Annotated in this window: 10 protein-coding genes; 6 read left to right on the top strand and 4 right to left on the bottom strand. The window is 60.8% G+C overall.

Annotated elements, in window-relative coordinates; translation table 11 throughout:
• Nucleotides 1-229: 229 nt before the first annotated feature.
• From QMX91_RS22460 to QMX91_RS22445, 4 genes are all read left to right on the top strand, one after another.
• Nucleotides 230-712 carry a MarR family transcriptional regulator gene (locus QMX91_RS22460; protein ID WP_064586973.1) on the top strand — a complete coding sequence of 161 codons (483 nt, stop codon included), beginning with the start codon at nt 230-232 and terminating at the stop codon, nt 710-712.
• Nucleotides 702-2,171, top strand: coding sequence for an efflux transporter outer membrane subunit (locus QMX91_RS22455; protein ID WP_135295427.1), 1,470 nt, complete (start codon nt 702-704; stop codon nt 2,169-2,171). Before QMX91_RS22460 ends, QMX91_RS22455 begins: the two co-directional genes overlap by 11 nt.
• Before the next feature lie 14 nt (nt 2,172-2,185).
• The gene (locus QMX91_RS22450; RefSeq protein ID WP_103369473.1) at nt 2,186-3,388 is read left to right on the top strand and encodes an HlyD family efflux transporter periplasmic adaptor subunit; all 1,203 of its coding nucleotides are present in this window, start codon (nt 2,186-2,188) and stop codon (nt 3,386-3,388) included.
• Between the two features lie 239 nt (nt 3,389-3,627).
• Complete coding sequence (locus QMX91_RS22445; RefSeq protein ID WP_282413399.1) at nt 3,628-5,157, top strand: DHA2 family efflux MFS transporter permease subunit; 1,530 nt, start codon at nt 3,628-3,630, stop codon at nt 5,155-5,157.
• A gap of 177 nt (nt 5,158-5,334) precedes the next feature.
• Here the strand turns inward: QMX91_RS22445 and lpxH are convergent, their stop codons facing one another.
• Together lpxH and QMX91_RS22435 are read right to left on the bottom strand one after the other, a co-directional pair.
• A complete protein-coding gene (gene lpxH / locus QMX91_RS22440; protein ID WP_282413398.1) occupies nt 5,335-6,081 on the bottom strand; it encodes a UDP-2,3-diacylglucosamine diphosphatase in 747 nt (248 codons plus the stop codon).
• On the bottom strand, nt 6,078-6,584 hold the full coding sequence (locus QMX91_RS22435) for a peptidylprolyl isomerase (protein WP_098968133.1): 507 nt from the start codon (nt 6,582-6,584) through the stop codon (nt 6,078-6,080). Before QMX91_RS22435 ends, lpxH begins: the two co-directional genes overlap by 4 nt.
• Nucleotides 6,585-6,850: 266 nt before the next feature.
• Here QMX91_RS22435 and QMX91_RS22430 point away from each other — a divergent pair, with 266 nt between their 5' ends.
• Entirely contained in the window at nt 6,851-8,551 is a 1,701-nt protein-coding gene (locus tag QMX91_RS22430; RefSeq protein WP_282413397.1) for a glutamine--tRNA ligase/YqeY domain fusion protein, read from the top strand.
• A gap of 22 nt (nt 8,552-8,573) precedes the next feature.
• Nucleotides 8,574-9,956: a cysteine--tRNA ligase gene (gene cysS, locus QMX91_RS22425; protein WP_247842034.1), complete on the top strand. Its 1,383-nt coding sequence runs from the start codon at nt 8,574-8,576 to the stop codon at nt 9,954-9,956.
• A gap of 61 nt (nt 9,957-10,017) precedes the next feature.
• Here the strand turns inward: cysS and uppP are convergent, their stop codons facing one another.
• Together uppP and QMX91_RS22415 are read right to left on the bottom strand one after the other, a co-directional pair.
• Nucleotides 10,018-10,890, bottom strand: a complete 873-nt coding sequence (gene uppP, locus QMX91_RS22420; RefSeq protein WP_134785993.1) for an undecaprenyl-diphosphatase UppP — start codon at nt 10,888-10,890, stop codon at nt 10,018-10,020.
• A 253-nt stretch (nt 10,891-11,143) separates the two neighbouring features.
• Nucleotides 11,144-12,991 carry a sigma-54-dependent Fis family transcriptional regulator gene (locus tag QMX91_RS22415; protein ID WP_282413396.1) on the bottom strand — a complete coding sequence of 616 codons (1,848 nt, stop codon included), beginning with the start codon at nt 12,989-12,991 and terminating at the stop codon, nt 11,144-11,146.
• Nucleotides 12,992-13,140: the final 149 nt, after the last annotated feature.

Genomic DNA, 13,140 nt, shown 5'->3' with positions numbered 1-13,140 from the left:
ACACCCAGTCGCTGCCTTCGCGAGCAAGCTCGCTCCCACATTGATCCATGTATGCATGAGATCCCTGTGGGAGCGAGCTTGCTCGCGAAAGCGTCAGTGCGGGCAACACAAAAACCCAGTCCACTGGTCAACTAATTACAAAGCAACCTAACTATTACGTTGACATTCGCTGCCTAGGCAGTAACATCTCGACATACATTCACTGCCTAGGCAGTTATTAGGTGAGCACATGAAGCATTTCACCCCGGACGAATTCAAACATTGCCACCTCGGCCTGTTGCTCGGCCGTGCCGCGCTGCTCAAGGACCGGATCATCGACACCCACATGGAACCCCACGGCATCACCGCCGCGCAGTTCAAGGTGTTGATCATCATGGCCCAGTTCGGCGTCGACACCCCGGCCGAGCTGTGCCGGCATCTGTCGCTGGACAGCGGTTCGATGACACGCATGCTCGATCGTCTGGAGCAGAAAGGTTTCCTGGCTCGCCAACGCAGCGAAGGCGATCGCCGTCAGGTGCAACTCAAACTCACCGAGCAGGGCCAGCAACTGGCCGATCGCCTGCCGCACATCGGCGCCGATGCAATGAATGAACTGGCCGGCGCCGTCACTACGGACGAGTTGAAGACCCTGGAATACATCCTCAAGAAAATCCTGCTGGCAGCCGGTGACCCGATCACTATCCAGCGGTTAGGTGAACACAATGAGCGGTAAAACCTTGCGCACCAGCCTGACCCTGGTGCTGTCGGCGATGATCCTCGCCGGCTGCGCCAATTACAGCGGCCTCGATACTCAGGGCAAAAACCTCGACGCGAAAAGCCTCAACGCCAGCCAGTCCCTCAACGGCGTGACCCTGTCGCCGGCGGCATGGCCGAAGAGCGACTGGTGGACCAGCCTTGGCGATCCGCAACTCGACGGGCTGATCCGCGAAGCCCTGCACGACAGCCCGGACATGCAGATCGCCGAAGCCCGCGCGCATCAGGCCAGCGCCGCCGCGTATGCCGCCGATGCCGAACGCTATCCGACCCTCGACGCCAGCGCCGGCATCAGCCGTTCGCGCCTGGCCAAGGATCAGGACCCGCGAGGGCAGGGCGATGCCTACGCCACCGTGCGTAACGTCAGCGCCGGTTTCAATTACAACTTCGACCTGTGGGGCGGCCAGCGTGATGCCTGGGAAGCTGCACTCGGTCAGGCTCGCGCTGCCGAAGTCGACCGTCAGGCCGCGCAATTGACCCTCGCCGCCGACGTGGCCCGGGCCTACAGCGATCTGGGTCAGGCGCATATCGTTTACGACCTGGCCAACGACGATCTGAAACGCACCAAACAGATGCTCGATCTGAGCCAGCGCCGCTTGAGTGCCGGGATCGACAGCCAGTACCAGTTCCAGCAAACCCAAAGCCTTGAGGCCAGTTCCGAAGCCAGCCTGATCGACGCTGAAAAACGTCTGAACAGCGCGAAAATCGCCCTGGCCGTACTGCTCGGTAAAGGCCCGGATCGCGGCAACGAAATTGCTCGACCGAAAGTTCTGCAAGCCAGCGCCGTGGCGGTGCCGTCGGTATTGCCGGCGGAACTGCTCGGCCGGCGTCCGGATCTGGTCGCTGCGCGCTGGCGCGTTGAGGCCGCGAGCAAGGACATCGACTCGGCGAAAACCCGCTTCTATCCCAACTTGAACCTCACGGCTTCGGCCGGTGCCGAATCCTTGTTGGGTGACGCGATGTTCGGGTCGGCCAGTCGTTTCTTCAGCATCGCCCCGACCATTTCGGTGCCGATCTTCGACGGCGGGCGCCTGCGCGCCAACCTCGATGCGCGCGACGCCGATTACGATCTGGCGGTGGCGCAGTACAACAAAAGTCTGGTGAAAGCCCTCGGTGATGTCAGCGATACGATCAATCAGTTGCGTGACATCGGCCGGCAGATCGGCGCGCAGCAACACGCCACCGAGATTGCTCAGGATTCTTACAACACCGTCGTCCAGCGTTACGGTTCCGGCATCGGCAACTACCTGGACGTGCTCAGCATCGAGCAGCAATTGCTGCAGGCCCAGCGTCAGCTGGCCAACCTCAATGCCGAGCAGATCGACCTGTCGATTCAACTGATGCAAGCGCTGGGCGGCGGCTTTCAGGGTGAAACCCTGACCGCAGCCAACGCCACCCCAGCCACGTCGCACAACTAATTCAGGTATTTGTCATGGCCACTGCCGAAAACACCCAAACTCAAACCAACACCCCCGACACCGGCAATCCGCGCAAGCGCAAATTCATGCTGCTGGTGCTGGCCGTCGTGGTCCTGCTCGCCGGTGCTGGCGTGTGGGCGTATCACGAATTCATCGGGCGCTTCAACGAAAGCACTGACGACGCCTACGTCAACGGCAACGTCGTGGAGATCACCCCGCTGGTCACCGGCACCGTGGTCAGCATTGGCGCTGACGATGGTGATTTGGTTCACGAAGGTCAGGTGCTGATCAACTTTGACCCGAACGACGCTGAAGTCGGCCTGCAAAGTGCCCAGGCGAAACTGGCGCGTACCGTGCGTCAGGTGCGCGGCCTGTACAGCAACGTCGATGGCATGAAAGCCCAGGTCAACGCGCAACAGGCAGAAGTACAGAAAGCGCAGGACAACTACAACCGCCGGAAAAACCTCGCTGCTGGCGGGGCGATTTCCCAGGAAGAACTGTCCCACGCCCGCGACGACCTGACCTCGGCGCAAAACGCCCTGGCCAACGCCAGGCAGCAACTGAAAACCACCAGCGCGCTGGTCGATGACACCGTGGTTTCGTCGCACCCGGACGTGATGTCGGCCGCTGCCGATCTGCGTCAGGCGTACCTGACCAACGCCCGTAGCACCCTGATCGCGCCAGTCACCGGTTACGTCGCCAAGCGCACCGTGCAGCTCGGTCAGCGCGTACAGCCGGGCACCGCGCTGATGGCGGTGATTCCGCTGGATCAACTGTGGATCGATGCCAACTTCAAGGAAACCCAACTGCGTGACATGCGCATTGGTCAACCGGTGGACATCGAGTCCGACATCTACGGCAGCAGCGTGAAGTACAGCGGCACCGTCGACAGCCTCGGCGCCGGTACCGGCAGCGCGTTCGCCCTGTTGCCGGCGCAGAACGCCACCGGTAACTGGATCAAAATCGTGCAGCGTGTGCCGGTGCGGATTCACATCAACGCCGAAGAACTGGCCAAGCACCCGCTGCGGGTCGGGCTGTCGACCAACGTTGAAGTGAACCTGCACGACCAGAGCGGCCCGGTGCTGGCCCAGCAACCGCCGCAAAAGGCCTCGTTCAGCACCAACGTTTACGACCGCCAACTGGCCGAAGCCGACGCGATGATTGCGCAACTGATCCACGACAACAGCGCTGCGGTGAGCAAGACCGCGCAACGCTGAATCTTCCCCCTGTGGGAACAGGTTCTCAAGGTGATGAGATTTACTGTGGTGAGGGGATTTATCCCCGATGGACTGCGCAGCAGGCCCGGCTTTTCTGAATCAAAGGAGGGGCCGCTTCGCGACCCATCGGGGATAAATCCCCTCACCACAGATGAACTTCCTCATCACAAGGGCCTGTTCCTTATGGGCAACTGCTTCTTTAACAGACGCAGCGTCAACCCGGTTTCATAGGATTCACAATGAGCAATAACGCCTCTTTCACGCCGCCCAGCCTGTTGCTCAGCACCATCGGCCTGTCGCTGGCGACGTTCATGCAAGTGCTCGACACCACCATCGCCAACGTGGCGCTGCCGACGATTTCCGGCAACCTCGGGGTGAGTTCGGAGCAGGGCACCTGGGTGATCACCTCGTTTGCCGTGAGCAACGCCATCGCGCTGCCGCTGACCGGTTGGCTCAGCCGCCGTTTCGGCGAGGTGAAGCTGTTTCTCTGGGCCACCATTCTGTTCGTGCTGGCCTCGTTTCTCTGCGGCATCTCCACCTCGATGCCGGAACTGATCGGTTTCCGCGTGCTGCAAGGCCTGGTGGCCGGGCCGCTGTACCCGATGACGCAAACCCTGTTGATTGCGGTCTATCCCCCCGCGAGGCGCGGCATGGCCCTGGCGTTGCTGGCGATGGTCACGGTGGTCGCGCCGATTGCCGGGCCCATCCTTGGTGGCTGGATCACTGACAGCTACAGCTGGCCGTGGATCTTCTTCATCAACGTACCGATCGGCATCTTTGCGGTGATGGTGGTGCGCTCGCAACTGGCCAAGCGCCCGGTGGAAACCAGTCGCCAACCGATGGACTACGTCGGGCTGATCACGTTGATCATCGGCGTCGGCGCGTTGCAGGTGATCCTCGACAAGGGCAATGACCTGGACTGGTTCGAATCGAATTTCATCATCATCGGCGCGGCGATTTCGGTGATTGCGCTGGCGGTGTTCGTCATCTGGGAAATGACCGACCAGCATCCGGTGGTGAATCTGCGCCTGTTCGCCTACCGCAACTTCCGCATCGGCACGCTGGTGCTGGTCCTTGGATACGCCGGTTTCTTCGGCATCAACCTGATCCTGCCGCAGTGGCTGCAAACCCAGATGGGTTACACCGCGACCTGGGCCGGTCTGGCGGTGGCGCCGATCGGGATTCTGCCGGTGTTGCTGTCGCCGTTTGTCGGCAAGTACGCGAACAAGTTCGACCTGCGCCTGCTGGCCGGTCTGGCGTTCCTCGCGATTGGCCTGAGCTGCTTCATGCGCGCCGAGTTCACCAACGAGGTGGACTTCCAGCACATCGCCCTGGTGCAGCTGTTCATGGGGATCGGCGTGGTGCTGTTCTTCATGCCGACCCTGAGCATCCTGATGTCTGACCTGCCACCGAGCCAGATCGCCGACGGCGCAGGCCTGGCAACCTTCCTGCGCACCCTGGGCGGCAGCTTTGCGGCATCGTTGACCACATGGATCTGGATCCGCCGCGCCGATCAGCATCATGCGTACATGAGCGAAAGCATCAGTACCTTCGAGCCGGCGACCCGCGAGACCTTGAACCATTTAGGCGGCGCGAGCCAATCGGCTTATGCGCAGATGGATCAGATCCTCACCAGTCAGGCGTACATGCTCTCCACCGTGGATTACTTCACGTTGTTGGGCTGGGGCTTCATGGGGCTGATTCTGATTGTGTGGCTGGCGAAGCCGCCGTTTGCGGCGAAGGCCGGGCCTGCTGCTTCAGGACACTAAGGTCAAAAGCCCCTCACCCTAACCCTCTCCCGGAGGGAGAGGGTTAGGGTGAGGGTTTCTTTCGAGGTCCGCCGACCTGAGCCACCGAGTTGAACTCAGGTTTTGAATAGCATGAAGATCGGCTCCCTTTCCCCCTCGCCCCCCTGGGGGAGAGGGCTGGGGTGAGGGGGGCGATCTTCAGCCGTGCGGCAGGGCCGGCGGCGGAGCAAAGTCGAACGGTGCCAGGGCATACCCGTTCTCATCCACCTGCAACGCCCAACCCTGACGATCCCAGTCCCCCAGCACAATCCGCTTCGCCGCCTGCTCGCCGAGTTGCAGCTTGTGGATCGCCGGACGATGGGTGTGGCCGTGGATCAGGGTTTTCACCGCGTATTGCTGCATGATCCGCGGAATTTCCTCAGGTGTGACATCAACAATGTCATTGGCCTTCATCCGCGTCTGCGCGCGACTTTCGCTGCGCAGCTTGCGCGCCAGTTTGTGGCGGGTGCTCAGCGGCAGGTGGCGCAGGATGAACAGGGTGATCGGGTTACGCAGGTAGCGCCGCAGCTTCATATAGCCGACATCGCGGGTGCACAGGCTGTCGCCGTGCATCAGCAGCACCGGCTCGCCGTAAAACTGCACGACACTCGGGTCCTTCAACAGGGTGCAGCCGGCTTCTTTGCAGAAGGCCTTGCCGAGCAGGAAGTCGCGATTGCCGTGCATGAGAAAGATCGCCGTGCCGCTGTCGCTCAGTTCGCGCAGGGCCAGGCAGATGGAACGCTGGAAGGGCGTCATGGCATCGTCGCCAATCCACGCCTCAAAGAAGTCGCCGAGAATGTAGAGCGCACTCGCCGAGCGGGCGCGTCCGGCGAGCAAATCCAGAAACGCCCGGGTAATGTCCGGGCGCTCCTCTTCCAGATGCAAGTCTGAAATCAGCAATATCACGCTTCGATGATCTCGGCTTTCTCGATGATCACGTCGTCTTTCGGCACGTCCTGGTGACCGGCCTTGGAAGTGGTGGCCACGGCTTCGATCTTGTCGACCACGTCGGTACCGGCAACGACTTTACCGAACACGGCATAACCCCAGCCCTGAGCGGTCTTGGCAGTGTGGTTGAGGAAGCTGTTGTTGGTGGCGTTGATGAAGAACTGCGCCGAGGCCGAATGCGGGTCCATGGTGCGGGCCATGGCCAGGGTGTACTTCTCGTTCTTCAGGCCGTTGTCGGCTTCGTTCTGGATGCTGGCGCGCTTGTCTTTCTTTTCCTGCATGCCAGGCTGGAAACCGCCGCCCTGGATCATGAAACCCTTGATCACACGGTGAAAGACTACGTTTTCGTAGTGACCGGCCTTAACGTATTCAAGGAAGTTGGCAACGGTGATCGGCGCTTTTTCAGCGTCCAGTTCGATGACGATGTCGCCGTAGTTGGTGGTCAGTTTGACTTGAGTCATGATCGGTGCTCTTTTTCAATGAAGCGTTTTATAAGGAATTCGTGGTTTTCGGACACTGCGTCCCGAAACCGGTTCAGCCTGCTTCGGCCAAGGTGCGCAGTTTAGCGTGACAGGCGCGAATTTCGAGGCTGTTTTTCACATCCCGGCGATTAAATGCGCTCCTTTATAGGCCGTGCTCTGTCAGCCCCTTGACAGCATCGGCTATGATAGCGGCTTTGTTTTGTCTGGCCCCCTTTGCGGCCGCGCACATGTAAGTCAAGGATCCTATGAGCAAGCCCACTGTCGACCCTACCTCGAATGCCAAGTCCGGCCCTGCCGTGCCGGTCAATTTCCTGCGGCCGATCATCCAGGCAGACCTGGACTCGGGCAAGCACACCCAGATCGTCACCCGTTTTCCGCCTGAGCCCAACGGCTACCTGCACATCGGCCACGCCAAGTCGATCTGCGTGAACTTCGGCCTGGCCCAGGAGTTCGGCGGCGTCACGCACCTGCGTTTCGACGACACCAACCCGGCCAAGGAAGACCAGGAATACATTGACGCGATCGAATCCGACGTCAAATGGCTGGGCTTCGAGTGGTCCGGCGAAGTGCGCTACGCCTCGCAGTATTTCGACCAGTTGCACGACTGGGCGGTCGAGCTGATCAAGGCCGGCAAGGCTTACGTCGACGACCTGACCCCTGAGCAGGCCAAGGAATACCGTGGCAGCCTGACCGAGCCGGGCAAGAACAGTCCGTTCCGCGACCGTTCGGTGGAAGAGAACCTCGACTGGTTTGCGCGCATGCGCGCCGGTGAGTTCCCGGACGGTGCCCGCGTGCTGCGCGCGAAGATCGACATGGCCTCGCCGAACATGAACCTGCGCGATCCGATCATGTACCGCATCCGCCACGCCCATCACCATCAGACCGGTGACAAGTGGTGCATTTACCCGAACTATGACTTCACCCACGGTCAGTCGGACGCCATCGAAGGCATCACCCACTCGATCTGCACCCTGGAATTCGAAAGCCATCGTCCGCTGTACGAGTGGTTCCTGGAAAACCTGCCGGTGCCGGCCAACCCGCGCCAGTACGAATTCAGCCGTCTGAACCTGAACTACACCATCACCAGCAAGCGCAAGCTCAAGCAACTGGTCGATGAAAAGCACGTCAACGGCTGGGACGATCCGCGCATGTCGACGCTGTCCGGCTTCCGTCGCCGTGGCTACACGCCGGCTTCGATCCGCAACTTCTGCGACATGATCGGCACCAACCGTTCCGATGGCGTGGTTGATTTCGGCATGCTCGAGTTCAGCATCCGCCAGGACCTGGACGCAAACGCGCCGCGCGCCATGTGCGTGCTGCGCCCGTTGAAGGTCGTGATCACCAACTACCCGGAAGACCAGGTCGAGAACCTCGAACTGCCGCGTCATCCGCAGAAAGAAGAACTTGGTGTGCGCAAGCTGCCGTTCGCCCGTGAAATCTACATCGACCGCGATGACTTCATGGAAGAACCGCCAAAGGGCTACAAGCGCCTGGAGCCTAACGGCGAAGTACGTCTACGCGGCAGCTACGTGATCCGTGCCGAGGAAGCGATCAAGGACGCCGACGGCAACATCGTCGAACTGCGTTGCTCGTACGACCCGGACACCCTCGGCAAGAACCCTGAAGGCCGCAAGGTCAAAGGCGTGATCCACTGGGTGCCGGCCGCTGCCAGCATCGAGTGCGAAGTGCGTCTGTACGATCGCCTGTTCCGTTCTCCGAACCCGGAGAAGGCCGAAGACAGCGCGAGTTTCCTCGACAACATCAACCCTGACTCACTGCAAGTGCTGACCGGTTGTCGTGCTGAGCCATCGCTTGGCAACGCACAGCCGGAAGACCGTTTCCAGTTCGAGCGCGAAGGCTACTTCGTCGCCGACATCAAGGACTCGAAACCAGGTCAGCCGGTATTCAACCGTACCGTGACCCTGCGTGATTCGTGGGGCCAGTGATTTAGCGTCAAGGAAATATAAAGTGCTGACGATCTACAACACGCTCACCAAGAGCAAAGAAGTCTTCAAGCCGCTGGATGGCAACAAGGTGCGCATGTACGTCTGCGGCATGACCGTGTACGACTACTGCCACCTCGGCCACGGCCGCAGCATGGTCGCGTTCGACCTGGTGACCCGCTGGTTGCGGTTCAGCGGTTACGACCTGACCTACGTGCGCAACATCACCGACATCGACGACAAGATCATCAACCGTGCCCGCGAGAACGGTGAGTCGTTCGAAGCGCTGACCGAGCGCATGATCGCCGCGATGCACGAAGACGAAGCGCGCCTGAACATCAAGAAGCCGGACATGGAACCGCGCGCCACGGATCACATTCCGGGCATGCACGCGATGATCCAGACCCTGATCGACAAGGGCTTCGCTTACGCCCCGGGCAATGGCGACGTGTACTACCGCGTCGCCAAGTTCATGGGCTACGGCAAGCTGTCGCGCAAGAAGATCGAAGACCTGCGCATCGGTGCGCGCATCGAAGTCGACGAGTCGAAAGAAGATCCGCTGGACTTCGTCCTGTGGAAAGCCGCCAAACCGGGCGAGCCGAGCTGGGAATCGCCGTGGGGCGCCGGGCGTCCGGGCTGGCACATCGAGTGCTCGGTGATGTCCACCTGCTGCCTCGGTGAGACCTTCGACATCCATGGCGGCGGCAGCGACCTCGAGTTCCCGCACCATGAAAACGAAATCGCCCAGAGCGAAGCGGCCACCGGCAAGACCTACGCCAACGCGTGGATGCATTGCGGCATGATCCGTATCAATGGCGAGAAGATGTCCAAGTCCTTGAACAACTTCTTCACCATTCGCGATGTGCTCGACAAGTACCACCCGGAAGTCGTGCGTTACCTGCTGGTGTCGAGCCACTACCGCAGCGCGATCAACTATTCGGAAGACAACCTCAAGGACGCCAAAGGCGCACTCGAGCGTTTCTACCACGCGTTGAAAGGCCTGCCGAACGTGGCACCGGCCGGCGGCGAAGCGTTCGTCGAACGTTTCACCACCGTGATGAACGACGACTTCGGCACGCCGGAAGCCTGCGCGGTGCTGTTTGAGATGGTTCGCGAGATCAACCGTCTGCGCGAGAGCGATCTCGACGCGGCGGCCGGTCTGGCGGCGCGCCTCAAAGAACTGGCCAGCGTGCTGGGTGTGTTGCAGCTCGAAGCCGATGACTTCCTGCAGGCCGGCGCCGAAGGGCGTGTCGATGCCGCTGAAGTCGACGCACTGATTGCTGCACGTCTGGCGGCACGCGCCGGCAAAGACTGGGCCGAATCCGACCGCATCCGCGACCAGCTCACCGCCATGGGCGTGGTGCTGGAAGACGGCAAGGGCGGCACGACCTGGCGTCTGGCTGACTGATTGCCTGATCCGCGTTAAAACAAAACCCGCCATGTGCGGGTTTTGTTTTTTCTGGCGGGTGTCAGCTCAAGGCCCCGGTGCTGACCGCGACGATCAGGAAAATCCCCAGCACCGCGCGGTAGATGACGAATGGCCAGGTGGAGAATTTCTCCAGAAAGCGCATCAGGCCCCAGATCGCGAAGAACGCCGAGATGCTGGCAATCACCAGACCGAAAATCAGGTGCCCCCAAACGGCAGCTGGAAGGTCGGCATGGAACAACACCCACAACTCTTTCAAACCGGCGAGGGCGATGGCCGGCAGCCCGAGCAGGAACGAGAACCGCGCCGCTTCTTCACGCTTGAAGTTGAGAAACAACGCCGCCGTCAGCGTCGAGCCGGAGCGCGACACCCCAGGAATCAGCGCGCCAATCTGTGCGATGCCGACGATCAGCGCATCGCGCAGACGCATTTCGTCAACGCTGCGCCGATGGCGGCAGGTGAGTTCGGCAGCCGCCAGCAGCACCGCCATGACCACGCAGGAAATCCCGATCACCATCAGGCCGCGAAGGGGCGAGTTGCAGGCGTTGAGTGTCGATGACAAAGCTATACCGGCGATGCCGATGGGGATGGTCGCCAGCACGATGGCCACCGCGAGGATGAACCAGCGATTGTTGAAATCCCGCTGGCGCACCGCATCGACGCTGCCACCAACCACTTGGCGGACATCGCGCCAGAAATAACTGACCACCGCCGCCAGTGCCGCCAATTGCATCGCTGCGGAAAACGCCGAGCCGGGATCCGGCCAGCCGAGCAGGGCCGGGACGATGCGCATATGCGCGGTGGAGGAAACGGGCAGCAACTCGGTGATGCCTTGAATGATGCCGAGGAAGCCGATCTGCAGGTAGTCCAGCGAAGCGAAGCCGATATCGAGGCCGGTGGAACAGATGTTGGTCAAAGCACTTATCCTGTGAAAATCAGGAGGAGGGAGGTGTCTGAATCAATGGCATGGCGAAAAACTGAAACATTTCGTCACAGTCTAGTCGGTTCGGTCAATGAGGGCGGATTGATAGTTGTGGGGTGACTGGGCTGGCGACTTCGCGAGCAAGCCCGCTCCCACATTGGGTTTTTGTCATGTCTGATTTTTGTGTACGACACGGATCCCCTGTAGGAGCGGGCTTGCTCGCGAAGAGGCCGGTTCAGCCACCCTGTCACTCAGCCTGACGCAACCGCTTGTAAAGGGTATTGCGACTAACCCCCAACCGCCGCGCCAGATGCGAAATATTGCCCCCGGCTGCTTTCAACTCCCGGTTCAACGCCTCCACATCATTCAGATCCAGCCCCAGCGGCTGCACGCTCTCCACCGGCTCCATCTCCAGATCGACAAAAAAATCATCCGGCAGATGCTCCGGCCGCACCGGTTGTTCCTCGGCCATCGCCAGAGCTACCTGCATCACGCTGCTGACCTGGCGCAGATTGCCCGGCCATGGATGACGGATGAACAGCTCCAGCACCTCGCGGCTCAGCCCGGCCCATTGCGTCGGTTCGCGATGCTGCTCCCACAGGCGTTTGAACAGCGCCTCCTTATCGCTGCGCTCGCGCAACGGTGGCAGTTCCAGGGTCAGCCCACCGATACGGTAATAAAGATCTTCGCGGAATCGCCCCAGTTGCACCTGCTCCCTGAGCGAACGGTTAGTCGCCGAGATGATCCGCAAGTCCACCGTGAACAACTCGCTGCTGCCCACCGGTTGCACGCAGCGCTCCTGCAACACTCGCAACAACCGCGCCTGAGTCGGCAACGGCATGTCGCCGATTTCGTCGAGGAACAGGGTGCCTTTGTCGGCTTTGCGGATCAGGCCGATGCTGCCTTTCTGGTTGGCGCCGGTGAACGCGCCTTTTTCATAGCCGAACAGTTCTGATTCCACCAGTTCGGCGGGGATCGCCGCGCAGTTGACGGCGATGAATGCCTGTTTGCTGCGCGAGCTGGCCTGATGCAGGGCTTTGACGAAGACTTCCTTGCCGACTCCGGTTTCGCCGTGGATCAGCAGCGGAATGTCTTTCTCCAGCAGGCGTTCGGCCTGACGCACGGCTTTTTCCACCCGGCTGTCACCGAAGTGCAGGGTGCTGAGGCTGATGGCGCCCGCGGGTTTGAGCGACGTTTCGGCGCTTTTCGGTTCAGCAAATACCCGAGGCTGAACCGCTGCCTGTTGCGGTCGCTTCAACAAACACTGAAAACGGTTGCGCCCGGAGGTCTGCAGGGCGAACGGCAAGCCGTCGGGCTGATTCAACAGCTCCAGCAGCGACACGTTGAACAGGCTCTCGACACTGACCCGCGACAGGCGCACGCCGAGCAGATTGTCCGCCCGGCGATTAGCCGACAGCACCTGCCCGCTCTCATCGAAAATCAACAAACCGGCCCACTGACTGTCGAGGTTGTTCAACCCGGTGTTGAAGGTCAGTTGAAAGTGCTGGCCGTGGAACAGGTTGAGGATCAGCCGGTTCTCCACGGTCTGGCTCATCATCTTGACCATGCCCAGCGTGTGCGAGGGCGGCAGATAGCTGTCGCTGGACACGTCGAGTACGGCGATAACTTTGCGCTCGGCATCGAAAATCGGCGCGGCGGAACCGGTCATGAAACGGTTGGCTTTGAGAAAGTGTTCATCGTGCTCGATGTGCACCGCTTGCTCGCAGGCCAGCGCGGTGCCGATCGCATTGGTGCCGCTGCAGCGTTCCATCCAGCTCGCCCCGGCGCTAAACCCTCGGGCCAGGTTCGGCTCGATAAAGCGCTGAGTGCCCCACGAGGTCAGCACCTGACCCTGATGGTCGGCGAGCATGATCAGGCAATTGGAGTTGCTGAGGATGTTCTCGTAATACGGCAGCACTTCCTGATGGGTGGTTTGCACCAGCGCGTGGTGACGGTCGAGCAACTGCGCGATGCCGGCGGCGGGCAATTGATCGAAGGCCGGGGCGCTCTGGTGGTCAAGGCCGAAGGCGCGGCAACGTTGCCAGGAGGTCTGGACAATCGCGTCGTGGGACAGCGGCGGGGCAGGTGCGGCCATGGTGGTGGGCCTCTGAAGGGCATTTTATTGTTGTTATGGCACTGCTTTCAAAACCAACACAGATCAAAACTGTGGGAGCGGGCTTGCTCGCGAAAGCGGTATATCAGACACATTTACATCGACTGACACACCGCATTCGCGAGCAAGCC

The sequence above is a fragment of the Pseudomonas sp. PS01299 genome (assembly GCF_029960145.1).
Taxonomy (GTDB): Bacteria; Pseudomonadota; Gammaproteobacteria; order Pseudomonadales; family Pseudomonadaceae; genus Aquipseudomonas; species Aquipseudomonas putida_A.
Note: the sequence above shows the minus strand (reverse complement) of the source record. Positions and strands in the feature narration are given on the sequence as shown.

Excerpts from the sequence above, each read along its gene's own strand:
- QMX91_RS22460 (WP_064586973.1), top strand. The coding sequence starts at position 230 with ATGAAGCATTTCACCCCGGACGAATTCAAACATTGCCACCTCGGCCTG.
- QMX91_RS22455 (WP_135295427.1), top strand. The coding sequence starts at position 702 with ATGAGCGGTAAAACCTTGCGCACCAGCCTGACCCTGGTGCTGTCGGCG.
- QMX91_RS22450 (WP_103369473.1), top strand. The coding sequence starts at position 2,186 with ATGGCCACTGCCGAAAACACCCAAACTCAAACCAACACCCCCGACACC.
- QMX91_RS22445 (WP_282413399.1), top strand. The coding sequence starts at position 3,628 with ATGAGCAATAACGCCTCTTTCACGCCGCCCAGCCTGTTGCTCAGCACC.
- QMX91_RS22435 (WP_098968133.1), bottom strand. The coding sequence starts at position 6,584 with ATGACTCAAGTCAAACTGACCACCAACTACGGCGACATCGTCATCGAA.
- QMX91_RS22430 (WP_282413397.1), top strand. The coding sequence starts at position 6,851 with ATGAGCAAGCCCACTGTCGACCCTACCTCGAATGCCAAGTCCGGCCCT.
- QMX91_RS22415 (WP_282413396.1), bottom strand. The coding sequence starts at position 12,991 with ATGGCCGCACCTGCCCCGCCGCTGTCCCACGACGCGATTGTCCAGACC.